Origin of the sequence: Pseudomonas sp. Kh14 (assembly GCF_900291005.1) — a bacterium.
Lineage (GTDB): Bacteria > Pseudomonadota > Gammaproteobacteria > Pseudomonadales > Pseudomonadaceae > Aquipseudomonas > Aquipseudomonas alloputida.
The window spans coordinates 239,585-265,088 of sequence record NZ_OLKJ01000038.1 but is presented as its reverse complement, the minus strand read 5'-3'; the positions used below and the strand labels follow the sequence as shown (position 1 = coordinate 265,088).

Here is a 25,504-nt window from a genome sequence, read left to right as displayed (position 1 = left end):
AGCCCATTGCGACACAAGGCCCACACACATTGATCGGCATACGCAGTGCCTATGTGGGAGCGGCCTTGTGTCGCGAAAGGACCGCGAAGCGGTCCCAAAAATCTCAGCTTCAATCAGGCTGCTTGTCGACCCACTTCGGCACCACCGGCGCGATAAAACGGTCCATCCCTTCCAATAGCTCGTCCGGCTGCTGCCCCAGCAGTAGCATCGCCCGGTGTTGCGGGCGCACGAAGCCTTCTTCGACGATATGGTCGAGGAACCCGCCCAGCTTGTCGTAGAAACCGATCACATCCAGTAGCCCGAGTGGCTTGGCGTGATAGCCCAGCTGCCCCCAGGTCCACACTTCGAACAGTTCCTCCAGCGTACCCAGCCCTCCCGGCAAGGCAATGAAGGCATCGCTCAGCTCGGCCATGCGGGCCTTGCGCGCATGCATGCCATCCACCACTTCCAGACGGGTCAGGCCTTTGTGGCCGACTTCAGCGTCCAGCAGGCTCTGCGGAATGATCCCGACCACTTCGCCGCCGGCCGCCATGGCCGCGTCGGCCACCACGCCCATCAAGCCGACCGCGCCACCGCCATACACCAGGGTCAAACCACGGCGGGCAATGGCCTGGCCTAGCGCGACGGCTGCTTCACGGTAGGCAGGGTTGGCGCCCATGCTGGCGCCGCAGAACACACAAACGGAACGTACGGGCATTGCTCATCTCCTGTTACTCAGGCGCACAGGGTACGGCGCATGCCCGTCGCTTCCAAGGCCGGTTCATTCTGGTCGGGAGAATTCGCAGATGGCTCCTGTGGCCCCGTGGGCGTAGGCGGCGAGCAGGCTATTGAGGAAGTTGGAGATGGGCATTTGGTATTGCTCCTAAATGAGAGGTTGTCCCATCGTCTAATAAAAGGGCATGATGTGCCCTTAAATTGGTTGTATACAATCCATTGAACAATTCTACTGGCTGACCGCTTGACACCCCCTTGACCCATATCAGCAAGGGGCTGAACGGTTTCAGGCAGTCTCGCAATTGATAAAACCCTGCCAAGGAGATTCATGATGTTTGCGAAAGCTGTAGCGGTATCCCTGCTGACCCTCGCCAGCGCTTCTGTCTTCGCCGCCGAGTGCTCGGTCACTGTCGACTCGACTGACCAGATGTCCTACACCAGCAAGGAATTCACTGTCGACAAGAGCTGCAAGGAATTCACCGTCAAACTGACCCACTCCGGCAACCTGCCGAAGAACGTCATGGGCCACAACCTGGTGATCAGCAAGACTGCCGACATGCAGGCCATTGCCACCGAAGGCATGAGCCAGGGTCTGGATAAGGACTACCTGAAGGCTGACAACGCCGCGATCATCGCCCACACCAAGATGATCGGCGCGCCTGAGAAAGAAACTGAAGTGAAGTTCGACACTTCCAAGCTGGAAGCCGGTGGTGACTACAGCTTCTTCTGCACCTTCCCGGGCCACATCTCGATGATGAAAGGCAAGGTCATCGTCAAGTAATCAAAGGCTGACGGCGAACCCTGTAGGAGCGGGTTCACCCGCGAATGCGTCGGTGGGTTCACCATCGTATTCGCGGGTGAACCCGCTCCTACAGGTCTTTCTATCGCCTTATCAAGGGGCGAACGGCAGTTCGCGCTTGTGCTGGGTCTTGCGGTAGGTGGCGACGATGATGTCGAACGCTGCCTGGTCAACCGGCTGCCCATGCAGGAAGGCATCGATCTGCGCGTAGGTCACGCCATGTGACGCCTCGTCCGGCTTGCCCGGCTCCAGGTCTTCCAGGTCGGCCGTTGGCACCTTTTCCACCAGTGACTCCGGCGCACCGAAGCTGCGCGCAATCGCCCGTACCTGATTCTTCACCAGCCCACTCAACGGCGCCAGGTCGCAGGCACCATCACCAAACTTGGTAAAGAAGCCCATCACCGCCTCGGCGGCGTGGTCGGTTCCGATCACCAGACCTGCGCGAGCGCCAGCGATGGTGTACTGGGCGACCATCCGGGTGCGTGCCTTGACGTTGCCAACCACGAAGTCCACCAGCGTCGGCGAGCCGTTCTTCAACGCCGCCACTTCAGCTGCCAATGCACGCACTGCCGGGGCGATATCCACCGTGTGAACTTCATCTGCCTTGATAACTTCCAGGCATGCCTGAGCGTCATGCTCGTCATGCTGTACCTGGTACGGCAGGCGCACGGCAATGAAGGTGTAGGCCTTGTCGCCGGTCTCTGCGCGCAGCTCGTTGATGGCGCGCTGGGCGAGCAGGGCGGCAGTCAGTGAGTCGACGCCACCACTGATGCCCAGCACCAAGGTCTTGAGTCGAGCGTTGGCCAGACAGTCCTTGATGAACGCCACCCGCCGGGCGACTTCGGCCTCGAGCGCTGCCGAGTCGGCGAACGGCGGCTGTACCTTCAGCGCCTGGGCAATCTCTTGCTGAACCGCTTGCATGGGTTACTCCTTGCTGGGGACTTTGAATACGTGGCGCATGTAGGCGACGAAGTTCTCGTCGCGGCACTGGGTCTTGGCGGCTTCATCAGAAATCTTGGCCACCGGCGCGCCGTTGCAGTCGGTCATTTTAAGCACGATGTTCATCGGTGCCACACCTGGGATGTCGCAGGTCAGGTTGGTGCCGATGCCAAAGCTGACGTTGATGCGTCCGCGCAGGGCGCGGAAAATTTCCAGCGAGCGGGTCAGGTTGAGGCCGTCGGAAAACACCAGGGTCTTGGTCATCGGGTCGATACCCAGTTTCTGGTAATGGGCAATGGCCTTTTCCGCCCAGGCTACCGGCTCGCCCGAATCATGGCGCAGGCCGTCGAACAGCTTGGCGAAGTACAGGTCGAAATCGCCGAGGAAGGCATCCATGGTGATGCAGTCGGTCAGGGCGATCCCGAGCAGGCCGCGGTACTCGCGTACCCAGCAGTCCAACGCCGCGATCTGGCTGTCGATCAGCCGTGGGCCGAGCTGCTGGTGGGCCATGATCCACTCGTGGGCCATGGTGCCCAGCGGCTTGATATCCAGTTTCCATGCCAGGTCGACGTTGCTGGTGCCGACAAAACGGCCGGGGAAGTCGTCGCGCAGCACCCTTGCCACTTCCTCCTGCACGCGGCTGGAAAAGCGCCGGCGGGTGCCGAAGTCGGCCACCTGCAGTTCGGCCAGCTCGTCGTCGCTGGCATGCGCACGCAGCCAGTCGAACTTGCGGTACAACTGGTCCCGCGCCTCGGCCAGGCGCATGTGCGGGTGCAGGTTGCGGTTACGTACTTCGCTGATGATGGCCAGCAGCGGCACTTCGAACAGGATCACATGCAGCCACGGGCCTTTCAGGCGCAGGAACAGCTGATCATTTTCGATGCCGACGTGCACGTAACGCAGGTTGAAGCGGAACAGGCGCAGAAAGCGTAAAAAGTCGGGCTTGAGGAAGCTGATGCGTTCGAGGAAGGCCAGCTGGCCATCGTCCAGGGTGAGGTCGCCAAGCCGTTCGAGCTGATTGCGAATTTCGCCGAGGTAGGGGCGCAGGTCCTCCCCGTTGCGGCAGCGGAATTCCCATTCGACGTCGGCGTCCGGGTAGTTGTGCAGCACACCTTGCATCATGGTGAGTTTGTAGAAATCGGTGTCGAGCAGGTTGTGCACGATGCGCTCGGCGAATGCGCTTTCGCTCATCAAGGGGGCTCCGGAAGCGGCGATTGGCGGACATTGTGCCAGCCTTTTCCACCTTGTGTGGCTGTTCCGGCCTCTTCGCGGGCACGCCCGCTCCTGCACGGTGCGGGTACTTGCTCCTGTTGTAGGGGCGGGTTTGCCGGCGAAGAGGCCGGAACGGCCAAAACAGAGGTGTTTTTCCGTGCACCAGCTAGCCTTGAAACGGTGCCGCCTGTAGCAGTCGCGCACCAGCAGTGTGCAGTTCGGTGACGTCCGCTGTTACAGGGCGGTTGCACGTAAACACTTGCCAGGGTTGCAATGATGGCACTCGACGGTTGCTCCTTGTCTGTACGTGTGGTGGCGCCTGCCGCGTGGCAGACGGTTGCACGCTCAATAAAGAAAAGGCCGCCCGTCGGCTGCAGGCACCCTTCACAGTGTGTTTTCCCGGAATACAAAACCGATGGCACGGCCCTTGCTCTGAGTACCGGGCTGAGAAGTTGTAGTGCCAACCAAAAAAACTCTAGGAGCACCACCTCATGTCGCAGACGTTTTACAAGAAAGGTTTCCTGGCTCTGGCCGTAGCTACGGCACTGGGTGTTTCTTCGTATGTTCAGGCCGACGTCAAGATCGGTGTAGCGGGCCCCATGACCGGTGCCAACGCAGCGTTTGGCGAGCAGTACATGAAAGGTGCGCAGGCAGCGGCTGACAAGATCAACGCCGCCGGTGGCGTGAATGGCGAGAAAATCGTCCTGGTCAAAGGCGATGACGCCTGTGAGCCGAAGCAAGCGGTGGCCGTGGCCAACCGACTGGTCGACCAGGACAAGGTGATTGGCGTGGTAGGCCACTTCTGTTCTTCCAACACGATCCCGGCCTCCGAGGTATATGACGAGGCGGGCGTGATCGCCATCACCCCAGGTTCCACCAACCCACAGGTCACTGAGCGCGGCCTGAGCGCCATGTTCCGCATGTGCGGCCGTGACGACCAGCAGGGGATCGTCGCTGGCGACTACATCGTCGACGTGCTCAAGGGCAAGAAGGTCGCGGTGTTGCACGATAAGGACACCTACGGTCAGGGCTTGGCCGACGCGACCAAGGCGCAGCTGGAAAAACGCGGCGTGAAGCCTGTGCTGTACGAAGGCCTGACCCGTGGCGAGAAAGACTTCAGCGCGGTGGTCACCAAGATCCGCTCTACCGGTGCCGACGTGGTCTACTTCGGCGGCCTGCACCCGGAAGCCGGCCCGCTGGTACGCCAGTTGCGCGAGCAGGGCCTGAAGGACGTCAAGTTCATGTCCGATGATGGCATCGTCACCGACGAACTGGTGTCCACCGCCGGCGGCGCGCAATACGTTGACGGCGTGTACATGACCTTCGGTGCCGACCCGCGCCTGCTGCCAGACAGCAAGGCGGTGGTGGAAGAGTTCCGCAAGGCGGGCACTGAACCTGAGGGCTACACCCTGTACGCCTACGCTTCGCTGCAGGCCCTGGCTGCCGCGTTCAATGGCGCGAAGTCGAACAAAGGCGAAGACGCTGCCAAGTGGCTCAAGGCCAACCCGGTGCAGACCGTCATGGGTGAGAAGAAGTGGGACAGCAAGGGCGACCTGACCGTGTCCGACTACGTGGTCTACCAGTGGGACAAGACCGGTAAATACCACCAGCTGGAAAAACAAAAATAACAACGGCCCGCGGCCCGGGCGTTTGCTCGGGCCCAAGCCCCGCGGTACCTGTCTTTATTCGTAGATCTGCACAGTTCTGCGCTGCGAGGGCCCCGCACAGGTGGCCCGCGCCGTGGTCGGCGCTCGTGCAATCTCAATCAGGTGAGATTGCGTTATGGATGGTATTTTCCTGCAGCAACTGGTCAACGGCCTGACCCTCGGGTCGGTCTATGGCCTGATCGCCATCGGCTACACAATGGTCTATGGCATTATCGGCATGATCAACTTCGCGCACGGCGAGGTGTACATGATCTCCGCTTACCTCGCGGCGATCAGCCTGGCATTGCTGGCTTACTTCGGTGTCGAATCGTTCCCCCTGCTGATGCTGGGCACCTTGTTGTTCACCATCGTCGTCACCGGCGTTTATGGTTTCACCATCGAGCGCATCGCCTACAAACCGCTGCGTAACTCCACCCGCCTGGCACCGCTGATCAGTGCCATCGGCATTTCGCTGATCCTGCAGAATTACGCGCAGATCAGCCAGGGCGCCCGCCAGCAAGGCGTGCCAACCCTGCTGGAAGGCGCCATGCGTGTCGAAGTCGGAACCGGCTTCGTGCAACTGACTTATACCAAGATCTTCATCCTGGTGGCGGCCTTCGTCGGCATGGGCCTGCTGACCTACGTGATCAAGTACACCAAGCTCGGCCGCATGTGCCGTGCTACCCAGCAAGACCGCAAGATGGCCTCGATCCTGGGTATCAACACCGACCGGGTGATTTCCTACGTGTTCGTCATCGGTGCGGTGATGGCCGCCCTGGCCGGCGTGCTCATCACCATGAACTACGGCACCTTCGACTTCTACGCCGGCTTCATCATCGGTATCAAGGCGTTCACTGCCGCAGTGCTCGGGGGTATTGGCTCGTTGCCGGGGGCCATGCTCGGCGGGATCATCCTGGGCATTTCCGAGTCGCTGTTCTCAGGCTTGATCAACTCCGACTACAAGGATGTGTTCAGCTTCTCGCTGCTGGTGATGATCCTTATCTTCCGCCCACAAGGCCTGCTGGGTCGCCCGCTCGTGGCTAAGGTGTGAACATGTCCGTTGCCAAAACTGCCTCTCTTAGCGAAACCAAGGGTTTCGACCTTAAACGCAGCCTGCTGGAGACCATTGTCGCTGGCCTGCTTGCACTTATCGTGTTTGGCCCGGTCGTTGGCGTGGTGCTCGACGGCTACACCTTCAATGCCGAGCCGCGCCGCGTGGCCTGGCTGGTCGGCGGTGTGATGGTGGGGCGCTTCCTGCTCAGCCTGTTCCTGCAGACTGCCCCCGGGCAGCGCATGCTCCTGGGCTTCGACAGCGGTGGCTCGGGCGTGCATGTGACCGCACCGGACTACAAGTCGCGCCTGCGCTACATCATCCCCGCGCTGATCGTGATTGCCATCGTTTTCCCGATCTTCGCCAACAAGTACCTGCTGACCGTGGTCATCCTCGGCCTGATCTACGTATTGCTGGGCCTTGGCCTGAACATCGTGGTCGGCCTGGCCGGCCTGCTCGACCTGGGTTACGTGGCGTTCTATGCCATCGGTGCCTACGGCCTGGCGCTGGGTTACCAGTACCTGGGGCTGGGCTTCTGGAGCGTGCTGCCGCTGGCGGCCATCGCTGCGGCGCTGGCCGGGTGCATCCTCGGCTTCCCGGTGTTGCGCATGCACGGTGACTACCTGGCGATCGTGACGCTGGGCTTTGGCGAGATCATCCGCCTGGTGCTGAACAACTGGCTATCGTTCACCGGTGGCCCCAACGGCATGCCGGCACCTTCACCCACCTTCTTCGGCCTTGAGTTCGGCCGCCGGGCCAAGGATGGCGGGGTGCCTATCCACGAGTTCTTCGGCTTCGAGTACAACGCCAGCCTCAAGTTCGTGTTCATCTACGCGGTCCTGTTCATGGTCGTGCTGGCAGTGCTGTACATCAAGCATCGCCTGACTCGCATGCCGGTCGGCCGGGCCTGGGAAGCGCTGCGCGAAGACGAGATCGCCTGCCGTTCGATGGGCCTGAACCACGTGCTGGTCAAGCTGTCCGCCTTTACCCTGGGCGCCTCGACTGCCGGTCTGGCCGGGGTGTTCTTCGCCACCTACCAGGGCTTCGTCAACCCGTCGTCATTCACATTCTTCGAGTCGGCGCTGATCCTCGCCATCGTCGTGCTGGGTGGCATGGGCTCGACCGTGGGTGTGGTCATCGCGGCGTTCGTGCTGACCGTGGCGCCGGAACTGCTGCGCAGCTTCTCCGAGTACCGGGTGCTGCTGTTCGGCGTGCTGATGGTGCTGATGATGATCTGGCGACCGCGTGGGCTGATCCGCATCAGCCGTACCGGTGTGACCCCGCGTAAAGGAGTGGCGCCATGAGCGACGATATCATTCTCTCGGTCGACAACCTGATGATGCAGTTCGGTGGCATCAAGGCGCTCAGCGACGTCAGCCTGAAGGTTCGGCGCAACCAGATCTTTGCCCTGATCGGCCCCAACGGCGCCGGCAAGACCACGGTGTTCAACTGCCTGACCGGCTTTTACAAGGCCAGTGGCGGACGTATCGAACTGAACGTGCGCGGCAGCCACACCAACGTCATCCAGCTGCTCGGCGAACGCTTCCAGGCGGCCGACTTCGTGTCGCCTGCGCGCTTTGCCAACCGTATGTACTACAAGATGTTCGGCGGTACCCACCTGGTCAATCGCGCCGGCCTGGCGCGCACCTTCCAGAACATTCGCCTGTTCAAGGAAATGTCGGTGGTGGAGAACCTGCTGGTGGCCCAGCACATGTGGGTCAACCGCAACCTGCTGGCCGGGGTGCTCAATACCAAGGCCTACCGCAAGGCCGAAAGCGATGCACTGGACCACGCCTTCTACTGGCTGGAAGTGGTCGATTTGGTCGATTGCGCCAACCGCCTGGCCGGCGAGCTGTCGTACGGCCAGCAGCGGCGCCTGGAAATCGCCCGGGCCATGTGCACGCGGCCGAAGATCATCTGCCTGGACGAACCGGCGGCGGGCCTTAACCCGCAGGAAACCGAGGCACTCAGCCGCATGATCCGTGTGCTGCGCGACGAGCACGACATCACTGTGGTGCTGATCGAGCACGACATGGGCATGGTCATGAGCATCTCCGACCATATCGTGGTGCTGGACCACGGCAACGTGATTGCCGAAGGTGCGCCGCAGGACATCCGCCACAACCCGACGGTGATTGCCGCCTACCTGGGTGCAGACGAAGAGGAACTGGTATGAGTGCACCCATTCTCGAGCTGAAGGACCTGGACGTGTTCTATGGGCCGATCCAGGCGCTGAAGAAGGTCTCGATGCACATCAACGAGGGCGAGACAGTAAGCCTGATCGGTGCCAACGGTGCCGGCAAGTCGACCCTGCTGATGTCGATTTTCGGCCAGCCGCGGGCGGCATCCGGGCATATCGTGTACCGCGGCACCGACATCACCCGCAAATCCTCGCACTACATCGCCTCCAACGGCATTGCCCAGTCGCCGGAGGGGCGCCGGGTGTTTCCCGACATGACCGTCGAGGAAAACCTGATGATGGGTACCATCCCCATCGGCGACAAGCATGCCGACGAAGACATGCAGCGTATGTACGAGCTGTTCCCGCGGTTGAAGGAGCGGCGTAACCAGCGGGCCATGACGATGTCCGGTGGCGAGCAGCAAATGCTGGCGATTGCCCGGGCGCTGATGAGCCGGCCGAAGTTGCTGTTGCTGGACGAGCCCTCGCTGGGGCTGGCGCCGATCGTGGTCAAGCAGATTTTCTCGACCCTGCGAGAACTGGCCAAGACCGGGATGACCATCTTCCTGGTGGAGCAGAACGCCAACCATGCGCTGAAACTGTCGGACCGGGCCTATGTGATGGTCAACGGGCAGATTCGCATGACCGGGACCGGGCAGGAACTGTTGGTCAATGAGGAAGTGCGTAACGCTTATCTGGGCGGGCACTGAGTTGTATGCAGGGGCTGCAATGCAGCCCCCTTCTCAATGTGGAAAACTTGTCGTCCCCTTCTCCCGAAACACACCCATATTCCTTCGCAAGCCATTGTTTCCACAGGCCGGTTCTTTTCCACGGATAGTGTGGAGCCGCCTGTGGAAAACATGGTGGCATATCGCTCAAGCCCTTTAGTATCAAGCCCTGTAGCGATTTGATCAATTTTTGTTCATATCCCGGTTGTGGATGATTTTCCCAAGCTTTCAAAATCTCTGCCTGCACTTAAAGTGCCGCGATAACCCTGTGGATAACTCTGTGTAAAAACCTTGGACAGACCGCTGCAGGCGGCATGTTTGAAAGCCTTGCGCCATCACCGCCAAGATATCCACCGACCACAACCTGCTGAAAGGGTTCCGTGCAGTGGACAAGTTGCCCCCAATCTGTGGGGAAAGCCTTGTGGATAACATGCGCATACCTGGCGGCGAGCCCTCTGCCGCAAGGGTTTGCAGAATATGAACAAAAAATGAACAGCCCCTGAGCGGCTTGCTGGCTGCGCCGTGCGCGGGCATGCTGCAAAGCTGCCATGACAACCTACCGTGAGGAACACAGCATGACGTCCACCGTATTCATCACTGGCGCGACTTCCGGTTTCGGCGAGGCCACCGCCCGCCGCTTTGCAGAAGCCGGCTGGAAGCTGGTACTCACTGGGCGCCGCAAAGAGCGCCTGGATGCCCTGTGCGCTGAACTGTCGGCCAAGACCGAAGTGCATGGCCTGGTGCTGGACGTGCGTGACCGCAAGGCCATGGAGCAGGCTATTGCCCACCTTCCGGCCGGCTTTGAAAAGATTCGCGGTCTGGTCAACAACGCCGGCTTGGCGCTGGGTGTGGATGCTGCGCAGAACTGCAGCCTGGACGACTGGGAAACCATGGTCGACACCAACATCAAGGGCCTGATGTACACCACTCGCCTGCTGCTGCCACGGCTCATCGCCCATGGCCGCGGCGCGTCGATCCTGAACGTCGGGTCGGTGGCGGGCAACTATCCGTACCCGGGCAGCAACGTGTATGGCGGCACCAAGGCCTTCGTCGGCCAGTTCTCGCTGAGCCTGCGTTGCGACCTGCGCGGTACCGGCGTGCGTGTGAGCAACATCGAGCCGGGCCTGTGCGAGAGCGAGTTCTCGCTGGTGCGCTTCGGGGGTGACCAGGCCAAGTACGATGCTACCTACGCGGGTGCGGAGCCGATCCAGCCACAGGATATTGCCGAGACCATCTTCTGGATCCTCAACCAGCCGGCGCACATCAATATCAACAGCCTGGAACTGATGCCGGTGAGCCAGGACTGGGCAGGGTTCTCGATCGACCGATCAAAAGGCTAAGCACGAGGCGCGAACCGGAAAGATCCGGTTCGCGAAGCAACCGCATCGCTCAGTTGATATAGTAAAAGCCGGTTCTTTCTTCAGGGATGATGCCTAACGCTTGAAGGACATCGTTGATGGCGTCATGCCGGCCCATGTCCTCGGCCGTTGCTTCGCAATTGATGACACGGCGCAGGCTTAGCAGGTAGCTGAGTTTGCCATGGGAGTGCTCGTCATAGCGGTGGCCGTGATCGATTATCTTCTGTGCCGCTCGGTTGATCTGCTCTTCGACAAATGCCTTGAAGGCTTCTGCTTCCATGTTGGTTACTCCTGAACGTTCGAGAAAGGAGCACCAACATAGGCGTGGGGAGATGCTTCCGGCAGAGGGAAACGCTCACCCCTGACAGGTTCGTTGGATGGACAGTCAGAGGCTCGACTGATTCAGCCCTTCCAGGCAGGTAGCCAAGTGATAAGGCGTGGTCGATGGCATGTCATCCCTGCTCACCGCGCCGTCACCCCCTCGGCACTCATACCAACCGGCGTCACGCAGGAATCGCGCTGAAAGGGCGCCCAACTGCCCCGCGAGCTTTGCTTTACTGCCTTCACGCAATGTAAGCGCCCGCAGGTACTCGGCCTGCGCCCAGATACGCTGGGAGGCATCTAGCACCCGGCCATCCACATTGAGCATGGCCAGTACTGCCGCATCCTTCACCCCGAATTGCTCGGCAAAGCCGAAAGCCCGGTCTATTGACGCATGCAGCGGCGTGTCACGCAGCAGCGGGGAGGTATGCAGCAGATAGAACCACTCGAACTGGTGCCCAGGCTCGAACCAGTTATCCACAGCCCCGCGTGGCTTTTCCAGCATCAGGCCATGGGCCGGTTCAATGAAATGCGCCTCGAGCGCCTGACACAATTGCAGCAGCGACTGGCGGACATGTTCGTCGTCACGCACAGCCATTACTTGCAGGAACGCTTCGGCCAGGTGCATCTGCGGGTTTTGCAGCGGGCCACTGCCGAGGTCGGCCCAGTCTTCGCCCAGGCAGGCTTCGTACAGGCCATCGTCACGGGCGAACTGCTGGTCGATGATGTCCAGCGCGGCATTCAACGTGGACTCCACCAGGTTTTCGCGCACTTTGCCCCAGTAGTGCGCGCAGGCGAACACGATGAAGGCGTGGGTATACAGGTCCTTGCGCCGGTCCAGCGGCTTGCCGTGGGCGTCGATGCTGTAGAACCAGCCCCCGTGCTCGGCATCATGGAAGTGCTTTTGCAGCGAGCGAAACAGGGCTGCGGCGCGTTCGGCGGCGCCTGGTTGGCCGATACGGCTACTGAACACGTACAGCTGGCGTGCACAGGCCATGGCCCGGTAGCGCTGCACCGGCAACGGTTGGTGCTGGGCGTCCAGCGCTTCGTAGGGCAGGGCCATGTCGGCGTTCCAGCCCGGGCCTTGCCACAGCGGCACGATGCGTTCGGCGAAGTGCTGGTTGAAGCGGGCCAGTTCGGGCAGGGTGGGGCGGGGGTCGGACATTTGGGCGCTCGTCGCTGTCGGGCAGGGCGCCATGGTAGCAGAAGTGGGGTTTTCAGTAGCCTGGGTTGCCGAGCCCCTGCCAATGCCGCGCCCCGACAAAGATGAAGCGCAATTGCTGGGTGATCTTTTCCTGCGGCGTCAGGGCCTGTGGATAACCCGCTTCCGGGTTGTCGATAAGCTCGGGCAGGGTGGCGAACACGGTCTTCACCACCAGGTCGGCCATCACCGCAAGCGCGGCGCTGTCCAGGTGTTGCCAGCGCTTCATGCGCGCAAGGTCGGTGGCAAGGTCGTCGCTGATATCCTGGCGCAGGCGGGCAATGGCCTGGCGCACGGCCTGTGCACCGCCGTACTGCTCGCGGGCCAGGAACAGGAACTGCGCGCGGTGGGCGGCTACCACGTCGAGGAAGATGCGCACCGAGGCGTCGGTGATGCCGCCCAGTTCGAATTCGTTCTGGCGCACCAGGCGGATGGTTTGGCGGAAGGTGGTGTCGATTTCGGCGACAAGGGCCAGGCCCAGGGCGTCCATGTCGGAGAAATGCCGATAGAAGCCGGTCGGCACGATGCCAGCTGTCTTCGCCACTTCGCGCAGGCTGATACTGCCGAAACCACGGCCACTCTCCATGAGCAGGCAGGCGGCATCGAGCAGGGCCTGGCGGGTCTGTAGCTTCTGTTCGGCGCGCGGCAGCATGATGCGGGCTTCTGTAACGGTCAGGCTGGGCACTCTAGATAAAAAAACAAAGCCCGGTCAATGGACCGGGCCTGGAGGGGAGCAAGCGTTGTGACAGAAGTTGTTCTTTTCGGCCATGGCGATCAGCTCACACGGCTGAGTTCAACCAGGCGATCCGAGCCACCTTCAGCGACACGGCCAGCTTGTTCGATCAGACGATCGGAGCCACCTTCTGCGACACGGCCAGCTTGTTCGATCAGACGATCGGAGCCACCTTCTGCGACACGGCCAGCTTGTTCGATCAGGCGATCGGAGCCACCTTCTGCGACACGGCCAGCTTGTTCGATCAGGCGATCGGAGCCGCCTTCGGCAACACGGCCAGCTTGTTCGATCAGGCGATCCGAGCCACCTTCGGCAACACGGCCAGCTTGTTCGATCAGGCGGTCCGAGCCACCTTCGGCGACACGGCCAGTACGTTCGATCAGTCGATCGGAACCACCTTCAGCTACGGTTTTCAGCGGCTGGGCAATTTCGGCTGCACTGGAGCGCGCTTCGGATGTCAGGTGTTGCTCGGACGCAGGCAAGGCGAAAGCGTTGGCGGCCAGAAGGGACAGGGTCAGGGTCAGCAGATGGCGTTTCATGATTTCGGTGCTCCTCTCGGGGGCTGGAAAGTGGGTACGAAGCCAATGCTACGCCGCGTAACGCCAGAGAGAAGTTCATACGGGTAATGGTAACAATCGACCATATTGATAGAGGTTTTCAGGGCGTCTATTCCGGCCATTGCAGCCATGCAGGCAATCCGCTTGCCCGGTTGGCGGTGGGTAACATGTGCAGTCTGGTGAGACAAATTTCTGAGCAAGAGGCCAGGAAAAACTTCGCTATCATGGCGCCATCGATAAAACCTCACGGGTTTTCATCAGTCGGAGTTATGAGGCCATCGCTGCGCCTGTTTTCTGTCATGCCGCAAGGAGAAATACGCAATGACGCGTCCCGTCAGAATCCTCGTCTGGACCCTCGCCAGCCTGCTTACCGTGCTGGCGATCCTGGTGGTAGTGATTGCCACCTTCGACTGGAACCGCGTCAAGCCACTGCTCAATGAGAAGGTTTCCGAAGCCTTGCATCGGCCCTTCGCGATCAACGGCAACCTCGCCGTGCACTGGCGTACCGAGCCCGAAGAGGGCGGCTGGCGTGCCTGGGTGCCTTGGCCGCACTTCATTGCCGAAGACCTGACGCTGGGCAACCCCGAGTGGCTCAAGGAGCCGAAGATGGTCGGCCTTGAGCGCGTGGAGTTTCGCCTGGCGCCGCTGCCGCTGGTGTTCCAGCAGATCAGCATACCCCGCATCAACCTCACCAAGCCCACTGCCAGCCTCACTCGCCTGGCCGATGGCCGCGCCAACTGGGTCTTCGACTTCGGCCCCAAGGATGAGAACGCTGAACCTTCCAAATGGCAGCTGGACATCGGCGCCATCGGCTTTGACCAAGGCAACGTCAGCTTCGACGACCAGACCCTCAAAACCAGCATGAAGGTGCAGATTGACCCGCTTGGCAAGCCAATCCCGTTCAGTGAGATTGTCGGCAAGGCCAGCGCCGAGAAGGCCGGCGGTGCGCAGGACTATGCCTTCGCCCTCAAGGCTCAGGGCCGCTACAAAGGCCAGCCAGTGTCCGGCACCGGCAAGATCGGTGGCCTGCTGGCCCTGCAGGACGCCAGCCAGCCGTTCCCGCTGCAGGCCGACGTGCGCATCGCCGACACCCATGTGGTGCTCGCCGGTACCCTCACCGACCCGCGCAACCTTGGTGCCCTCGACCTGCGCCTGCGTTTGTCGGGTGCCAGCCTGGGCAACCTCTACCCATTGACCGGCGTCACCTTGCCTGACACCCCGGCCTATTCCACCGACGGCCACCTACGCGCCAACCTGCAGGCGGCGCAAGGGGCGTCGTTCAATTACCAGGGCTTCAACGGCAAGATCGGCGACAGCGATATCCATGGGGACCTGGCCTTCGTTGCCAGCCAGCCACGGCCCAGACTGTCCGGCAACCTGGTATCGAACCAGTTGCTGTTCAAGGACCTGGCGCCGCTGATCGGTGCCGACTCCAATGCCGAACAGAAGGCCCGTGGCGGTGCCAGCAAGCAGCCTGCAGGCAAGGTGCTGCCAGTGGAGGCGTTTCGCACCGAGCGTTGGCGGGCAATGGACGCTGATGTCACCTTTGCAGGCAAACGCATCGTGCACAGCGCGCAACTGCCGTTTACTGACCTGTCGGCCCATGTGGTGCTCGAAGACGGCCTGTTGCGCCTGGAGCCCCTGCGCTTTGGCGTGGCCGGCGGCAGCCTTGCCTCCAACATCCGCCTGGACGGGCGCAGCGTGCCCTTGCAGGGGCGCGCGAAGTTGACTGCGCGGGGCTTCAAGCTCAAGCAACTGTTCCCCACCTTTGCGCCAATGCAGACCAGCTTTGGTGAGCTCAATGGCGACGCCGACATCAGCGGCCGTGGCAACTCGGTAGCCGCCTTGCTGGGTACCGCCAGTGGCGACCTGCGCATGCTGATCAACGATGGCGCCATCAGCCGTAGCCTGATGGAAATCGCCGGGTTGAACGTGGGCAACTATGTGGTCGGCAAGCTGTTTGGTGACGAGGACGTGAAGATCAACTGTGCGGCAGCCGATGTAGGCATCAAGGATGGCCTGGCGACTACGCGGCTGTTCATCTTCGATACCGAGAACGCGATCATCTACATCGACGGCACGGCGAATTTCGCTTCCGAGCAACTGGATTTGAACATCACCCCGGAATCGAAAGGGCTGCGGTTGTTCTCGCTGCGTTCCCCCCTGTATGTGCGCGGACCGTTCGCCAAGCCGAACGCCGGTGTGCAGGCATTGCCGCTGGCGTTGCGTGGCGCAGGGATGGTTGCGCTGGGGGTGGTGGCAGGGCCGGCGGCTGGGTTGCTGGCGCTGATTGCGCCCAGCAGCGGGGATGACCCTAACCAGTGCACACCGTTGTTGCAGCAGATGAAGGCAGGCAAGGCGCCGGCGGCGGTGAAAGCGCGGAAATAGCAAGGGGCCGCAAAAGCGGCCCCTTGAGGGTGTCAGAAATCAAAGGCCTTGCAACAGGTCGGACATATCGTCCGCGTGCTCCTCTTCCTGCGCCAGGATATCTTCGAAGATACGACGGGTAGTCGGGTCTTTATCCCCGATGTACTGAATGATCTCGCGGTAGCTGTCGATGGCAATCCGCTCTGCCACCAGGTCTTCCAGCACCATCTCTTTCAACGAGTTGCCGGCCACGTACTGGGCATGCGAGTGCTTGGTCAGGTTGTCAGGGTTGAAGTCCGGCTCCCCGCCCAGTTGTACGATACGCTCGGCCAGCTTGTCGGCATGTTCGGCTTCCTGGTTGGCATGTTCCAGAAATTCCTCTGCAGCCACACTGGCTTTGATGCCGCTGGCCATGAAGTAGTGGCGCTTGTAGCGCAGCACACAGACCAGCTCGGTGGCCAGCGATTCATTAAGCAGGCGCAGGATCTGTTCACGGTCGGCGTGGTAACCCTCGGTCACTGCGCCTTGCTCCACATGCTGGCGTGCACGCTCGCGCAGGGTTTTCACATCGGTCAGTTCAACATTGCTCATGGTTATCTCCAGCAGGGGTCAGGGTCGGGTCGGAACACAGGCTTATGCGCCATGCAGGGCGTCGCTGTCCTCCTGGCGTTGCTTGCAGGTCTTGAAGCCTTTGGCATCGACATGGCCGGTGGCATCGAAGCGCACGTAATAGGGCTGCTGCTTGCCGTCGCGGTTGAGGATGTAGTCGTTGCAGGTGCCCCCGTGCGGCAGGTCGATCACGCTCGACGGACTGCCGCCAATGGCGATGACCTTCTGCATGGTCATACCGTTCTCCACCTGCTTGACCAGCGGCTCATCGCGGTAGGTGACGTAATCCACCGGGTTTTCCGGGCGGCTGCCGCAGGCGGCCAGGGTGGCGCTTGCCAGAAGGATTGCCAGGGTCTGCTTGTACATGGTCCCGCTCCTTGCAAAGGGTCTGTGTGGTTTTGAACCACAGCGCGCGCCAGGAGTTCGATTGCGATGGTCATGATGGCCGCTGTAGTGTTGGCTCGTCGTACACGCAAAGGAGCTGCGGCAATGCAGCAGGATTTGGCAACGCGATACCCGCTGGTGCTGGTGCCGGGCATGCTCGGGTTTGTCCGGATGGTGCTCTACCCCTACTGGTTCGGTATTGTGCCGGCCTTGCGCAAGGGCGGGGCCCAGGTGTTTCCGGTGCAGGTTTCGCCGCTGCATTCCAGCGAGGTACGCGGCGAGCAGTTGCTGGCGATCATCGACGATATCTGCCAACGTACCGGCGTCGACAAGGTCAACCTCATCGGCCACAGCCAAGGAGCCCTGAGTGCGCGTTACGCAGCGGCCAAACGGCCCGGGCGAGTGGCTTCGGTCACCTCGGTGGCCGGGCCCAACCATGGTTCTGAACTGGCCGACCACCTGGAACGCACGGCACCGGGCGATTCACCCCAGGGGCGCATCCTCAAGGCCGTGCTGCATGGGTTTGCCGTGCTGCTGGTGTGGCTGGAAACCGGCTGGCGTCGCGACCCGCTGCCGGTAGATGTGCACGCCTCGCACCAGTCGCTGACCAGCGCCGGGGTGGCACTGTTCAACCAGGCTTATCCACAGGGCCTGCCGCAAACCTGGGGTGGGGAAGGGGCCTATGAGGTCAATGGCGTCCGCTATTACTCCTGGTCTGGCACCTTGCAGCCCGGCCTGACAGACCAGGGGCGCAACCGCTTCGACGGCAGCAGCCGCTTCTGCCGCCTGTTCGCACGCAGTTTCATCAAGGAAAAGGGCCATTGCGACGGCATGGTCGGGCGTTTCAGTTCGCACCTGGGGCAGGTGATCGGCGACGATTACCCGCTCGATCACCTGGACATCGTCAACCAGTCGCTCGGTGCCGTGGGCAAAGGCGCGGAGCCGGTGCGGCTGTTCACCGAACATGCCGCCCGGCTCAAGGCGGCGGGGCTTTAGCTCAAGTGCCTTGGCGGCGGATCGGCGTGGTCCAGCGTTCGGCCAGCACTACGCCGGCCAGGGTCAGCAAGCCGCCGACCAGGTGGTAACTGGCCAGTTGTTCGTCGAGCACCACGGCGGCGATCAGCGCGGTGACCAGCGGCAGCAAGTTGAAGAACAGTGTGGTGCGGCTGGGCCCCAGGCGGTGCACGGCCTGCATCCACACCAGTGGCGCGATCATCGAAGCCAGGACGCAGGCATACAGGACCAGGCCGATGTTGTGGCTGTTCAGGCCGGTCTTGTCTGACAGCACGAACAACGGCAGCAACACGACGATGGCCACCAGCACCTGCAGGTACAGCAGCTGCATCGGCGGCAGGCGCAGCTGCCATTTCTTCAGCAGGAAGCTGTACAGCGCATAGGCCAAGGTTGCCACCAGCATCAACAGGTCGCCGCTGTTCAGCCCTTGCTGTAGCAGGCTGGCGGGGCGGCCGGCACTGACCACTTCAAGCACGCCAAAGAATGACACCACTGCGCCCAGCAAGGCACCGTAGCTCAGGCGCTGGCCCAGCCAGGCGATGGACAGCGCCAGTGACATCAGCGGCATCAGCGAGAGGATGATGCCCATGTTGGTGGCACTGGTGATGCCGGCGGCGAAGTAGGCCAGGCTCTGGTACATCGCCATGCCCAGCACGCCGAGCACGAACACCTTGGCCAGGTGCGGGCGGATGGCTGCACGGTTGCGCCACACGGCGGGCAGCAGGAACGGCGTAAACAGCAAGGCGGCCAGCAACCAGCGGTAGAAGCCGATCTCCGCAGGGTGGATGGCACCGGCGGACATCTTGGTGACCACGGTGTTGCCGGCCCAGATGAGGATGGCGGTGAGGGGGAACAGGTAGTTCATGCAGCAGGATACTCGTTGGGGGCTGGATTGGGGCTGCTTTGCAGCCCTTCGCGGGTGAACCCGCTCCTACGGGGGGACACGGGCCTGGAGGCTGGCGCAGATCCTGTGGGAGCGGGCGAGCCCGCGAGGGCCTGCAAGGCAGGCCCTCGATAGGCCTGTATTATCGAATGTCTGTTAACAAGCCTATACTTCTATCCAGACAATCGACCCTGCAAAGCAGACAGCATGCCGCGCAAATACCTTGATATCCCCCAGTTCACCCAACTGCCGGCCCCGGTGTACTTCCGCCACGACGAGTTCGTTGCCGACACCCACAGCGCCGTGCACCAACACGCTTGGGGCCAGCTGAACTACACTGCCCACGGCGTAATGCATCTGGATGTGGCCGGCCAGCGCTTCCTGTCACCGCCGCACTACGCCGTTTGGGTGCCGCCCGATACCGAGCACGGCTGCTACAACCCCCAGGCCATCGTCTACCGTTCCATCTATCTTGACCGCAGCCTGTGCGCAGCGCTGCCACCGCACCCGTGCAGCCTGATGATCAGTGACATCCTCAAGGCCATCCTCGGTGACTTCGCCCGGCGCAATCTCAAGGTGGCCGAGGACGAGCGTGACCAGCGCCTGGTACAGGTACTGCTTGACCAGTTGCTGCTGGCGCCCACCCTGGCCTGCTACCTGCCGTTTGCCCACAGCGATGGCTTGCGCCAAGTGCTCGACGCGCTCAGCGCCGAGCCGGGGGACAACCGCCCGCTGGCCGACTGGGCCGCACGCGTACACGTCAGCGAACGCACCCTGGCCCGCCAGTTTCTGCGCGAGCTGGGCATCAGCTTTGGCGAATGGCGCCTGCGCCTGCGTTTTCTGCGTGCCATCGAAGCGCTGGAAGCCGGCCTGCCGATTCAGACCATCGCCTTCGACCTTGGCTACAGCAGCGCCTCGGCGTTCATCGCCATGTTCCAGCGCCAGGCCCGGTGTACGCCCGAGCAGTACCGCCGGCAAGCACGGGCGGGGCGCTGAACATTCTTGGCTACACTCAGCTCGACCCCCGTGCATCGGGCGCGGAGCCAAGGAGACCACTCCATGAAAGTGCTGCAAATCCCGTTACTGGCGCTGGCGGTGTTGTTCAGTGCCCAAGGTTTCGCTGCCAATACCGCGCAGCAGGAAAAAATGAAAACCTGCAACGCCGACGCCACTGCCAAGGCCCTCAAGGGCGATGAACGCAAAGCGTTCATGAGCACGTGCCTGAAAAAGGATGTGCCACAAACCCAGCAAGAGAAAATGAAGACCTGCAATGCTGACGCCACCACCAAAGCCCTCAAGGGGGATGAGCGCAAGGCCTTCATGAGCGATTGCCTGAAGAAGAAATGACCTGCGCCTATGCCTGCGCCGCCAAGGCTGGCAGACTGCGGCATTCCCGCCGTCTGCCGTCGAGCCTGTATGACCTTTACCCCCCGTCAGATCACCCTGGCCAGCCTGATCATCGTCATGGCCGGGCTGCTGCTGGCTTTGCCCCTGAAGTTGCTGCCCAGCCTGCTGGCCGGTCTGCTGGTGTTCGAACTGGTCAACATGCTGACCCCGCGCCTGCAACCGCTTCTTGCTGGCCAACGCGCGCGCTGGCTGGCCGTGGCGCTACTCGGCACGCTGGTGGTCAGCACCCTGACACTGCTGATTGCCGGTGCCTTCAGCTTCCTGCTGCACGAGGCGGAAAACCCCGGCGCCTCGTTGGACAAGTTCATGGCCTTGGTCGAGCGAGCCCGCAGCCAGTTGCCCCCTTTCATCGAGGGCTACCTGCCTGCCAGTGCCGCAGAGTTCAAGGTGGCCATCGGCGACTGGATCAAGAGCCATCTGAGCGATTTGCAGCTGGTGGGCAAGGGCATGGCGCACATGTTCGTGACGATGCTCATCGGCATGATCCTCGGCGCCATCATCGCTTTGCAGCGCATTCCCGATATTTCCCGGCGCAAGCCCCTGGCGGCGGCGCTGTTCGAACGTCTTAGCCTGCTGGTGAAGGCGTTTCGCAACATCGTGTTCGCGCAAATCAAGATCTCGCTGCTCAATACAATCTTCACCGGCATTTTTCTGGCCGTGGTGATGCCACTGTTCGACGTACACCTGCCGCTGACCAAGACGCTGATCGTGCTGACCTTCCTGCTGGGCTTGCTGCCGGTGATCGGCAACCTGATGTCCAACACCTTGATCACCATCGTCGGCCTGTCGCTGTCGATCTGGGTGGCGGCAGCGGCGCTGGGTTACCTGGTCGTCATCCACAAGATCGAGTACTTCCTCAACGCGCGGATCGTGGGTGGGCAGATCAGTGCCAAGGCGTGGGAATTGCTGCTGGCGATGCTGGTATTCGAGGCGGCGTTCGGGCTGCCTGGTGTTGTGGCGGGGCCCATCTACTATGCCTATCTGAAGAGCGAGCTGAAGCGGGCGGAGCTGGTCTGATCATGTATTGGCCTGTACCGGCCCTTTCGCGGGTAAACCCGCTCCTACGACGGCCTGCGGTCAATCACCGATGTGTGTCCCCCCCGATCGGTGTGTAGGAGCGGGTTTACCCGCGAATACGGTAGCGGCGGCAACGGTGAACGGCGGGTGGAGATTGGCCAGCAGGCCCGGCCCGTTCGCGGCTACAGGCTAAACGACAAATCAGGCCGCGCCGTAACGCTTGCGCGCCTCGATGGCCAGCCCGCTACCAATGCTGCCAAAGATGTTGCCTTCCACATGCCGCGCATTCGGCAGCATCGCCGAAACACTGTTGCGCAGCGCCGGAATGCCGCTTGAACCACCGGTGAAGAACACCGTATCGACTTGGTCTTCGCTTACCCCAGCCTTGGCCAGCAGTTCGGTCACGCTACCGCGCACGCGCTCCAGCAGGCCTTCGATCGCCTCTTCGAACAGCGCGCGGGTCAGTTCCGCAGTCAGCTCGGGCTCGACGCGGCGCAGGTCGATGTGGCGGCTGTCATGCTCGGTCAGCTCGATCTTGCTGGCTTCCACTTCCATCGCCAGCCAGTGCCCGGCGCGTTGTTCGATCAATTTGAACAGGCGATCGATACCGAAGCTGTCCTCGATGTCGTAGCGCATGCTGCCCAGCGCCAGCTGTGACTTCTGCGAGTACAAGGCGTTGATGGTGTGCCAGGTGGCCAGGTTGAGATGGTAGCTGGTCGGCATCAGCGCACCGCTCTTCATGCGGCTGCCGTAGCCAAACAACGGCATCACGCCCTGCAGGCTCAGTTGCTTGTCGAAGTCGGTACCGCCAATGTGCACACCGCCGGTGGCGAGGATGTCGCTTTGGCGCTCGGCGACCAGATGGCGCTCGGGCGACAGGCGGATCAGGGTGAAGTCCGAGGTACCACCGCCGATGTCGACGATCAGCACCAGTTCTTCGCGGCTGATGCTCGACTCATAGTCGAAGGCCGCGGCAATCGGTTCGTACTGGAACGACACGTCCTTGAAGCCGATTTTGCGCGCCACTTCGGCCAAGGTGTCCTCGGCCTCCTGGTCGGCAGCCGGGTCTTCGTCGACGAAGAACACCGGGCGGCCCAGCACCACCTGGTCGAATTCACGGCCAGCGGCGGCCTCAGCGCGCTTCTTGAGCTCGCCGATGAACATGCCCAGCAGGTCCTTGAACGGCAGGGCGCTGCCCAGCACGCTGGTGTCGTGCTTGATCAGCTTCGAGCCCAGCAGGCTTTTCAGCGAGCGCATCAGGCGGCCTTCGTAGCCTTCCAGGTACTCGTGCAGCGCCAGGCGGCCATACACCGGGCGCCGCTCTTCGATATTGAAGAACACCACCGAGGGCAAGGTGATCTTGCCGTCTTCCAGGGCTATCAGCGACTCGACGCCAGGCCGATGCCAACCGACGGTGGAGTTGGAGGTGCCAAAGTCGATGCCCAGGGCGCGGGCCGGGGATACGTCAGACATGGGAAATGGGCTTCCGGAGGCAAAACGGCCGCGCAGTGTATGCCAGTTGGCTACAGAATCAAGACCAGTCGTCTGCCTTGAAGCAAACCCAAGTCGGTCTTGAAAGGCTATGCTTGACCCCTATCTTCAGTTGCAACATGCACATTCACATTGGTGATCCATAAATGGACTTCAAAGACTATTACAAGATACTCGGCGTAGAGCCCACTGCGGACGACAAGGCGATCAAGGCCGCGTACCGCAAACTGGCGCGCAAGTATCACCCCGATGTCAGTAAGGAGCGCGACGCCGAGGAGAAATTCAAGGAGGCCAACGAGGCCTATGAGGTGCTGGGCGACGCGCAAAAACGTGCCGAGTTCGATGAAATCCGCAAGTACGGCGGCCAGCATGGCCGGCCGTTCCAGGCACCACCGGGCTGGGAAAACCGCGGCGGTGGCGGCGGCTTCGAAGGCGGCGACTTCTCCGACTTCTTCAGCTCGATCTTCGGTGGGCGCAGTGCGGGTGGCAACCCCTTCGGTGGCGCCCGGCAGCAGCAACGCAGTGCCGGCAGGCGGGGGCAGGACGTGGAGCTTGAACTGGCAGTGTTCCTTGAAGAGACCCTGAGCAAGGAGTCCAAGCAGATCAGCTTCCAGGTGCCGCAAACCAATGCCATGGGCCAGCGCACCGGCTTCACCACCAAGACCTTGAACGTGAGGATTCCGGCTGGGGTGACCGACGGCGAGCGCATCCGCCTCAAGGGCCAGGGCGCGCCGGGCAGCGGTGGCGGGGCCAACGGTGACCTGTTCCTGACCATCCGCATGGCACCGCACCCGCTGTTCGATGTCGAAGGTCATGACCTGATCATCACTGTGCCGTTGGCACCGTGGGAGGCGGCCTTGGGCGCCAAGGTGGCGGTTCCGACCCTGGATGGCAAGATCAACCTGACCATCCGTCCTGACAGCCAGAGCGGCCAGCGCCTGCGTGTACCGGGCAAGGGCCTGGCGAACAAGCAAGGAGAGCGCGGCAACCTTTATGCGCAGCTCAAGGTGGTCATGCCGCCCGCGTCTGACGAATCTGCCCGCGAACTTTGGACCAAGCTTTCCGAGAAAGCTGCGTTCAACCCGAGGACACAATGGAGTAAGTGATCATGAGCAGCACCCTGATCGTTCAACTGGACATGCGTACCCTGTGTCAGGAAGCCGATGTCACGGCTGAATGCGTGATCGAAATCGTCGAACACGGCATTGTCGAACCTTCCGGGCGAACGCCGGAGGACTGGCTGTTTGACGATCAGGCGCCGTTGGTGACCAAACGAGCGGTGAAGCTGCACCAGGAGCTGGAACTTGAGTGGGAAGGGGTGGCGCTGGCGCTGGAGCTGCTGCAGGAAGTGCAGCAGTTGCGCAGTGAGAACAACATGCTGAAGCAGCGGCTGGGCCGGTTTATCCAGATGTAAGTTGCCTTGCCGGCATCTGTGGGAGCGGCCTTGTGTCGCGATGGGCTGTGCAGCAGCCCCAGATCTTTGCTCCACCGCAAAATTGCCGGGGCTGCTTTGCAGCCGTTCGCGACACAAGGCCGCTCCCCCAATGGAGCGCATTTCAGGTTGGTTCGGCGCCCGGGTTCAGCACCAGTTGCATGAAGGTCAGATCAAGCCAGCGGCCAAACTTTACACCCACCTGCGGCATCTGGCCGGTCACCACGAAGCCCAGCCGCTCATGCAGGCGCACCGACGCTGCATTGCCACGCTCGATCGCTGCCACCATCACATGCTTGCCACATCCGCGCGCGCGTTCGACCAGCGCCGCCATCAACTCCGGCCCGAGCCCTTTGCCACGCTGGTCGCTGCGCACGTACACCGAGTGCTCAACGGTCAGGCGAAAGCCCTCGAAAGGCCGCCAGTCGCCAAACGAGGCATACCCCAGCACGCCGGTTTCATCGACCGCCACCAGAATCGGGTAGCCCTGCTGCGCCCGCGCTTCAAACCAGGCCTGGCGGTTGCCGAGGTCCACCGGGGTTTCGTTCCAGATCGCCGTGGTGTTGAGCACCGCGTCGTTGTAGATGTCGAGTATGCCTGGCACATCGGTGGGCAGGGCATCGCGGATTTCGTAGCTCATGACAGCGTCTCGCAAGGTCGTTGCTCGCAGATTAAATGGTTACCAGCCCGCGTACACCTTCGGCTTGCATGTTTTCGCCGCGACCGCGCTGGATGATTTCGCCTCGGGCCATGACCAGGTACTGGTCAGCCAGCGCTTCGGCAAAGTCGTAGAACTGCTCCACCAGCAAAATCGCCATGTCGCCACGCTCGGCGAGGCGGCGGATAACCGCGCCGATTTCCTTGATCACCGACGGCTGGATGCCTTCGGTCGGCTCGTCGAGAATCAGCAGGCGCGGGCGGCTGGCCAGGGCGCGGCCGATGGCCAGCTGTTGCTGCTGGCCTCCAGACAGGTCGCCACCGCGGCGCTGTTTCATCTGCTCCAGCACAGGGAACAGTTCGTAGATGAAGGCCGGTACCTCGCGGGCTTCACGGGCGGGGAAGCGCGACAGGCCCATCAGCAGATTTTCCTCGACGGTGAGGCGCGGGAAGATCTCGCGGCCCTGGGGCACGTAGGCGATGCCGGCCTGTACCCGTTGCTGTGGTTTGAACGCGGTGATCGGCTTGCCTTCCCATTCGATGCTGCCATCGCGGGCGGGCACCAGGCCCATCAGGCAGCGCAGCAAGGTGGTCTTGCCCACGCCGTTGCGGCCCAGCAGGCAGGTCACTTCGCCGACCTTGGCTTCGAAGGACAGGCCTCGCAGGATGTGGCTGCCGCCGTAGTACTGGTGCAGGGTGTCGATCTTGAGCATGTGAGAGTTCCTGAAAGGGATGCTGTGCCTGGCCCGGCCTCTTCGCGGGTAAACCCGCTCCTACAGTGGGCGTAATGCCAGGGGGCGGTTCC

27 protein-coding genes are annotated in these 25,504 nt (G+C 61.9%); 14 read left to right on the top strand and 13 right to left on the bottom strand.

What is annotated here, in order from left to right:
• Positions 1 to 109 precede the first annotated feature (109 nt).
• On the bottom strand, positions 110 to 697 hold the full coding sequence (locus FQ668_RS23665; protein WP_019438728.1) for a TIGR00730 family Rossman fold protein: 588 nt from the start codon (positions 695 to 697) through the stop codon (positions 110 to 112).
• 348 nt (positions 698 to 1,045) lie between these two features.
• Between FQ668_RS23665 and azu the strand changes: the two genes are divergently transcribed.
• Positions 1,046 to 1,495, top strand: a complete 450-nt coding sequence (gene azu, locus FQ668_RS23660) for an azurin (protein WP_003249580.1) — start codon at positions 1,046 to 1,048, stop codon at positions 1,493 to 1,495.
• A 111-nt stretch (positions 1,496 to 1,606) separates the two neighbouring features.
• Here azu and nadE read toward each other — a convergent pair whose 3' ends face one another.
• Both nadE and pncB read right to left on the bottom strand, forming a co-directional pair.
• Positions 1,607 to 2,434: an ammonia-dependent NAD(+) synthetase gene (gene nadE, locus FQ668_RS23655; RefSeq protein WP_053868172.1), complete on the bottom strand. Its 828-nt coding sequence runs from the start codon at positions 2,432 to 2,434 to the stop codon at positions 1,607 to 1,609.
• A 3-nt stretch (positions 2,435 to 2,437) separates the two neighbouring features.
• On the bottom strand, positions 2,438 to 3,643 hold the full coding sequence (gene pncB / locus FQ668_RS23650; protein ID WP_014592583.1) for a nicotinate phosphoribosyltransferase: 1,206 nt from the start codon (positions 3,641 to 3,643) through the stop codon (positions 2,438 to 2,440).
• Positions 3,644 to 4,155: 512 nt separating this feature from the next.
• Here pncB and FQ668_RS23640 point away from each other — a divergent pair.
• The 6 genes from FQ668_RS23640 (at position 4,156) to FQ668_RS23615 (ending at position 10,608) form a co-directional block, all read left to right on the top strand.
• Positions 4,156 to 5,292: a branched-chain amino acid ABC transporter substrate-binding protein gene (locus FQ668_RS23640; RefSeq protein ID WP_003249588.1), complete on the top strand. Its 1,137-nt coding sequence runs from the start codon at positions 4,156 to 4,158 to the stop codon at positions 5,290 to 5,292.
• Between the two features lie 154 nt (positions 5,293 to 5,446).
• A complete protein-coding gene (locus FQ668_RS23635; protein ID WP_014592581.1) occupies positions 5,447 to 6,361 on the top strand; it encodes a branched-chain amino acid ABC transporter permease in 915 nt (304 codons plus the stop codon).
• A gap of 2 nt (positions 6,362 to 6,363) precedes the next feature.
• The gene (gene livM / locus FQ668_RS23630; RefSeq protein ID WP_019437192.1) at positions 6,364 to 7,665 is read left to right on the top strand and encodes a high-affinity branched-chain amino acid ABC transporter permease LivM; all 1,302 of its coding nucleotides are present in this window, start codon (positions 6,364 to 6,366) and stop codon (positions 7,663 to 7,665) included.
• Positions 7,662 to 8,537, top strand: a complete 876-nt coding sequence (locus FQ668_RS23625; protein ID WP_010955466.1) for an ATP-binding cassette domain-containing protein — start codon at positions 7,662 to 7,664, stop codon at positions 8,535 to 8,537. Before livM ends, FQ668_RS23625 begins: the two co-directional genes overlap by 4 nt.
• Positions 8,534 to 9,250: an ABC transporter ATP-binding protein gene (locus FQ668_RS23620; RefSeq protein WP_004576969.1), complete on the top strand. Its 717-nt coding sequence runs from the start codon at positions 8,534 to 8,536 to the stop codon at positions 9,248 to 9,250. The genes FQ668_RS23625 and FQ668_RS23620 overlap by 4 nt, the downstream gene beginning before the upstream one ends.
• A 593-nt stretch (positions 9,251 to 9,843) precedes the next feature.
• A complete protein-coding gene (locus FQ668_RS23615) occupies positions 9,844 to 10,608 on the top strand; it encodes an SDR family oxidoreductase (protein WP_014592579.1) in 765 nt (254 codons plus the stop codon).
• 49 nt (positions 10,609 to 10,657) lie between these two features.
• Here FQ668_RS23615 and FQ668_RS23610 read toward each other — a convergent pair whose 3' ends face one another.
• The 4 genes from FQ668_RS23610 to FQ668_RS23595 form a co-directional block, all read right to left on the bottom strand.
• Positions 10,658 to 10,906 carry a hypothetical protein gene (locus FQ668_RS23610; protein WP_014592578.1) on the bottom strand — a complete coding sequence of 83 codons (249 nt, stop codon included), beginning with the start codon at positions 10,904 to 10,906 and terminating at the stop codon, positions 10,658 to 10,660.
• A gap of 105 nt (positions 10,907 to 11,011) precedes the next feature.
• Positions 11,012 to 12,112 (bottom strand): AGE family epimerase/isomerase, encoded by a 1,101-nt coding sequence (locus tag FQ668_RS23605; RefSeq protein ID WP_081384633.1) that lies wholly within the window; start codon positions 12,110 to 12,112, stop codon positions 11,012 to 11,014.
• Positions 12,113 to 12,164: 52 nt separating this feature from the next.
• The gene (locus FQ668_RS23600; RefSeq protein WP_003249603.1) at positions 12,165 to 12,800 is read right to left on the bottom strand and encodes a TetR family transcriptional regulator; all 636 of its coding nucleotides are present in this window, start codon (positions 12,798 to 12,800) and stop codon (positions 12,165 to 12,167) included.
• Positions 12,801 to 12,922: 122 nt separating this feature from the next.
• The gene (locus FQ668_RS23595) at positions 12,923 to 13,420 is read right to left on the bottom strand and encodes a hypothetical protein (RefSeq protein WP_039612255.1); all 498 of its coding nucleotides are present in this window, start codon (positions 13,418 to 13,420) and stop codon (positions 12,923 to 12,925) included.
• Between the two features lie 339 nt (positions 13,421 to 13,759).
• On the opposite strand from FQ668_RS23595, the gene FQ668_RS23585 reads away from it, so the two are divergent.
• Positions 13,760 to 15,826, top strand: a complete 2,067-nt coding sequence (locus tag FQ668_RS23585) for an AsmA family protein (protein WP_070384405.1) — start codon at positions 13,760 to 13,762, stop codon at positions 15,824 to 15,826.
• A 39-nt stretch (positions 15,827 to 15,865) separates the two neighbouring features.
• Here FQ668_RS23585 and FQ668_RS23580 read toward each other — a convergent pair whose 3' ends face one another.
• On the bottom strand, positions 15,866 to 16,396 hold the full coding sequence (locus FQ668_RS23580) for a bacterioferritin (protein WP_004576962.1): 531 nt from the start codon (positions 16,394 to 16,396) through the stop codon (positions 15,866 to 15,868).
• Positions 16,397 to 16,438: 42 nt separating this feature from the next.
• A complete protein-coding gene (gene osmE, locus FQ668_RS23575) occupies positions 16,439 to 16,780 on the bottom strand; it encodes an osmotically-inducible lipoprotein OsmE (RefSeq protein WP_014592574.1) in 342 nt (113 codons plus the stop codon).
• Between the two features lie 123 nt (positions 16,781 to 16,903).
• Between osmE and FQ668_RS23570 the strand changes: the two genes are divergently transcribed.
• Positions 16,904 to 17,794 (top strand): triacylglycerol lipase, encoded by an 891-nt coding sequence (locus FQ668_RS23570; RefSeq protein ID WP_012053841.1) that lies wholly within the window; start codon positions 16,904 to 16,906, stop codon positions 17,792 to 17,794.
• Between the two features lies 1 nt (position 17,795).
• Here the strand turns inward: FQ668_RS23570 and FQ668_RS23565 are convergent, their stop codons facing one another.
• Entirely contained in the window at positions 17,796 to 18,677 is an 882-nt protein-coding gene (locus FQ668_RS23565; protein ID WP_014592573.1) for a DMT family transporter, read from the bottom strand.
• Positions 18,678 to 18,902: 225 nt separating this feature from the next.
• On the opposite strand from FQ668_RS23565, the gene FQ668_RS23560 reads away from it, so the two are divergent.
• The 3 genes from FQ668_RS23560 (at position 18,903) to FQ668_RS23550 (ending at position 21,119) form a co-directional block, all read left to right on the top strand.
• On the top strand, positions 18,903 to 19,691 hold the full coding sequence (locus tag FQ668_RS23560) for a helix-turn-helix domain-containing protein (RefSeq protein WP_014592572.1): 789 nt from the start codon (positions 18,903 to 18,905) through the stop codon (positions 19,689 to 19,691).
• A 63-nt stretch (positions 19,692 to 19,754) separates the two neighbouring features.
• A complete protein-coding gene (locus tag FQ668_RS23555; protein ID WP_014592571.1) occupies positions 19,755 to 20,042 on the top strand; it encodes a PsiF family protein in 288 nt (95 codons plus the stop codon).
• Positions 20,043 to 20,111: 69 nt separating this feature from the next.
• Complete coding sequence (locus tag FQ668_RS23550) at positions 20,112 to 21,119, top strand: AI-2E family transporter (RefSeq protein ID WP_014592570.1); 1,008 nt, start codon at positions 20,112 to 20,114, stop codon at positions 21,117 to 21,119.
• A 201-nt stretch (positions 21,120 to 21,320) separates the two neighbouring features.
• On the opposite strand, the gene FQ668_RS23545 is transcribed toward FQ668_RS23550, so the two are convergent.
• On the bottom strand, positions 21,321 to 22,592 hold the full coding sequence (locus tag FQ668_RS23545; RefSeq protein ID WP_012053839.1) for an Hsp70 family protein: 1,272 nt from the start codon (positions 22,590 to 22,592) through the stop codon (positions 21,321 to 21,323).
• A 164-nt stretch (positions 22,593 to 22,756) separates the two neighbouring features.
• On the opposite strand from FQ668_RS23545, the gene cbpA reads away from it, so the two are divergent.
• Both cbpA and FQ668_RS23535 read left to right on the top strand, forming a co-directional pair.
• A complete protein-coding gene (gene cbpA / locus FQ668_RS23540; RefSeq protein WP_019437188.1) occupies positions 22,757 to 23,716 on the top strand; it encodes a curved DNA-binding protein in 960 nt (319 codons plus the stop codon).
• A gap of 2 nt (positions 23,717 to 23,718) precedes the next feature.
• Entirely contained in the window at positions 23,719 to 24,024 is a 306-nt protein-coding gene (locus FQ668_RS23535; protein ID WP_003249630.1) for a chaperone modulator CbpM, read from the top strand.
• A gap of 142 nt (positions 24,025 to 24,166) precedes the next feature.
• On the opposite strand, the gene FQ668_RS23530 is transcribed toward FQ668_RS23535, so the two are convergent.
• Both FQ668_RS23530 and urtE read right to left on the bottom strand, forming a co-directional pair.
• Positions 24,167 to 24,682 (bottom strand): GNAT family N-acetyltransferase, encoded by a 516-nt coding sequence (locus FQ668_RS23530; RefSeq protein ID WP_014592567.1) that lies wholly within the window; start codon positions 24,680 to 24,682, stop codon positions 24,167 to 24,169.
• 31 nt (positions 24,683 to 24,713) lie between these two features.
• Positions 24,714 to 25,412: an urea ABC transporter ATP-binding subunit UrtE gene (gene urtE, locus FQ668_RS23525; RefSeq protein ID WP_003249634.1), complete on the bottom strand. Its 699-nt coding sequence runs from the start codon at positions 25,410 to 25,412 to the stop codon at positions 24,714 to 24,716.
• Positions 25,413 to 25,504: the final 92 nt, after the last annotated feature.

Excerpts from the sequence above, each read along its gene's own strand:
- FQ668_RS23665 (WP_019438728.1), bottom strand. The coding sequence starts at position 697 with ATGCCCGTACGTTCCGTTTGTGTGTTCTGCGGCGCCAGCATGGGCGCC.
- azu (WP_003249580.1), top strand. The coding sequence starts at position 1,046 with ATGTTTGCGAAAGCTGTAGCGGTATCCCTGCTGACCCTCGCCAGCGCT.
- nadE (WP_053868172.1), bottom strand. The coding sequence starts at position 2,434 with ATGCAAGCGGTTCAGCAAGAGATTGCCCAGGCGCTGAAGGTACAGCCG.
- pncB (WP_014592583.1), bottom strand. The coding sequence starts at position 3,643 with ATGAGCGAAAGCGCATTCGCCGAGCGCATCGTGCACAACCTGCTCGAC.
- FQ668_RS23640 (WP_003249588.1), top strand. The coding sequence starts at position 4,156 with ATGTCGCAGACGTTTTACAAGAAAGGTTTCCTGGCTCTGGCCGTAGCT.
- FQ668_RS23635 (WP_014592581.1), top strand. The coding sequence starts at position 5,447 with ATGGATGGTATTTTCCTGCAGCAACTGGTCAACGGCCTGACCCTCGGG.
- livM (WP_019437192.1), top strand. The coding sequence starts at position 6,364 with ATGTCCGTTGCCAAAACTGCCTCTCTTAGCGAAACCAAGGGTTTCGAC.
- FQ668_RS23625 (WP_010955466.1), top strand. The coding sequence starts at position 7,662 with ATGAGCGACGATATCATTCTCTCGGTCGACAACCTGATGATGCAGTTC.
- FQ668_RS23620 (WP_004576969.1), top strand. The coding sequence starts at position 8,534 with ATGAGTGCACCCATTCTCGAGCTGAAGGACCTGGACGTGTTCTATGGG.
- FQ668_RS23615 (WP_014592579.1), top strand. The coding sequence starts at position 9,844 with ATGACGTCCACCGTATTCATCACTGGCGCGACTTCCGGTTTCGGCGAG.
- FQ668_RS23610 (WP_014592578.1), bottom strand. The coding sequence starts at position 10,906 with ATGGAAGCAGAAGCCTTCAAGGCATTTGTCGAAGAGCAGATCAACCGA.
- FQ668_RS23605 (WP_081384633.1), bottom strand. The coding sequence starts at position 12,112 with ATGTCCGACCCCCGCCCCACCCTGCCCGAACTGGCCCGCTTCAACCAG.
- FQ668_RS23600 (WP_003249603.1), bottom strand. The coding sequence starts at position 12,800 with ATGCTGCCGCGCGCCGAACAGAAGCTACAGACCCGCCAGGCCCTGCTC.
- FQ668_RS23595 (WP_039612255.1), bottom strand. The coding sequence starts at position 13,420 with ATGAAACGCCATCTGCTGACCCTGACCCTGTCCCTTCTGGCCGCCAAC.
- FQ668_RS23585 (WP_070384405.1), top strand. The coding sequence starts at position 13,760 with ATGACGCGTCCCGTCAGAATCCTCGTCTGGACCCTCGCCAGCCTGCTT.
- FQ668_RS23580 (WP_004576962.1), bottom strand. The coding sequence starts at position 16,396 with ATGAGCAATGTTGAACTGACCGATGTGAAAACCCTGCGCGAGCGTGCA.
- osmE (WP_014592574.1), bottom strand. The coding sequence starts at position 16,780 with ATGTACAAGCAGACCCTGGCAATCCTTCTGGCAAGCGCCACCCTGGCC.
- FQ668_RS23570 (WP_012053841.1), top strand. The coding sequence starts at position 16,904 with ATGCAGCAGGATTTGGCAACGCGATACCCGCTGGTGCTGGTGCCGGGC.
- FQ668_RS23565 (WP_014592573.1), bottom strand. The coding sequence starts at position 18,677 with ATGAACTACCTGTTCCCCCTCACCGCCATCCTCATCTGGGCCGGCAAC.
- FQ668_RS23560 (WP_014592572.1), top strand. The coding sequence starts at position 18,903 with ATGCCGCGCAAATACCTTGATATCCCCCAGTTCACCCAACTGCCGGCC.
- FQ668_RS23555 (WP_014592571.1), top strand. The coding sequence starts at position 19,755 with ATGAAAGTGCTGCAAATCCCGTTACTGGCGCTGGCGGTGTTGTTCAGT.
- FQ668_RS23550 (WP_014592570.1), top strand. The coding sequence starts at position 20,112 with ATGACCTTTACCCCCCGTCAGATCACCCTGGCCAGCCTGATCATCGTC.
- FQ668_RS23545 (WP_012053839.1), bottom strand. The coding sequence starts at position 22,592 with ATGTCTGACGTATCCCCGGCCCGCGCCCTGGGCATCGACTTTGGCACC.
- cbpA (WP_019437188.1), top strand. The coding sequence starts at position 22,757 with ATGGACTTCAAAGACTATTACAAGATACTCGGCGTAGAGCCCACTGCG.
- FQ668_RS23535 (WP_003249630.1), top strand. The coding sequence starts at position 23,719 with ATGAGCAGCACCCTGATCGTTCAACTGGACATGCGTACCCTGTGTCAG.
- FQ668_RS23530 (WP_014592567.1), bottom strand. The coding sequence starts at position 24,682 with ATGAGCTACGAAATCCGCGATGCCCTGCCCACCGATGTGCCAGGCATA.
- urtE (WP_003249634.1), bottom strand. The coding sequence starts at position 25,412 with ATGCTCAAGATCGACACCCTGCACCAGTACTACGGCGGCAGCCACATC.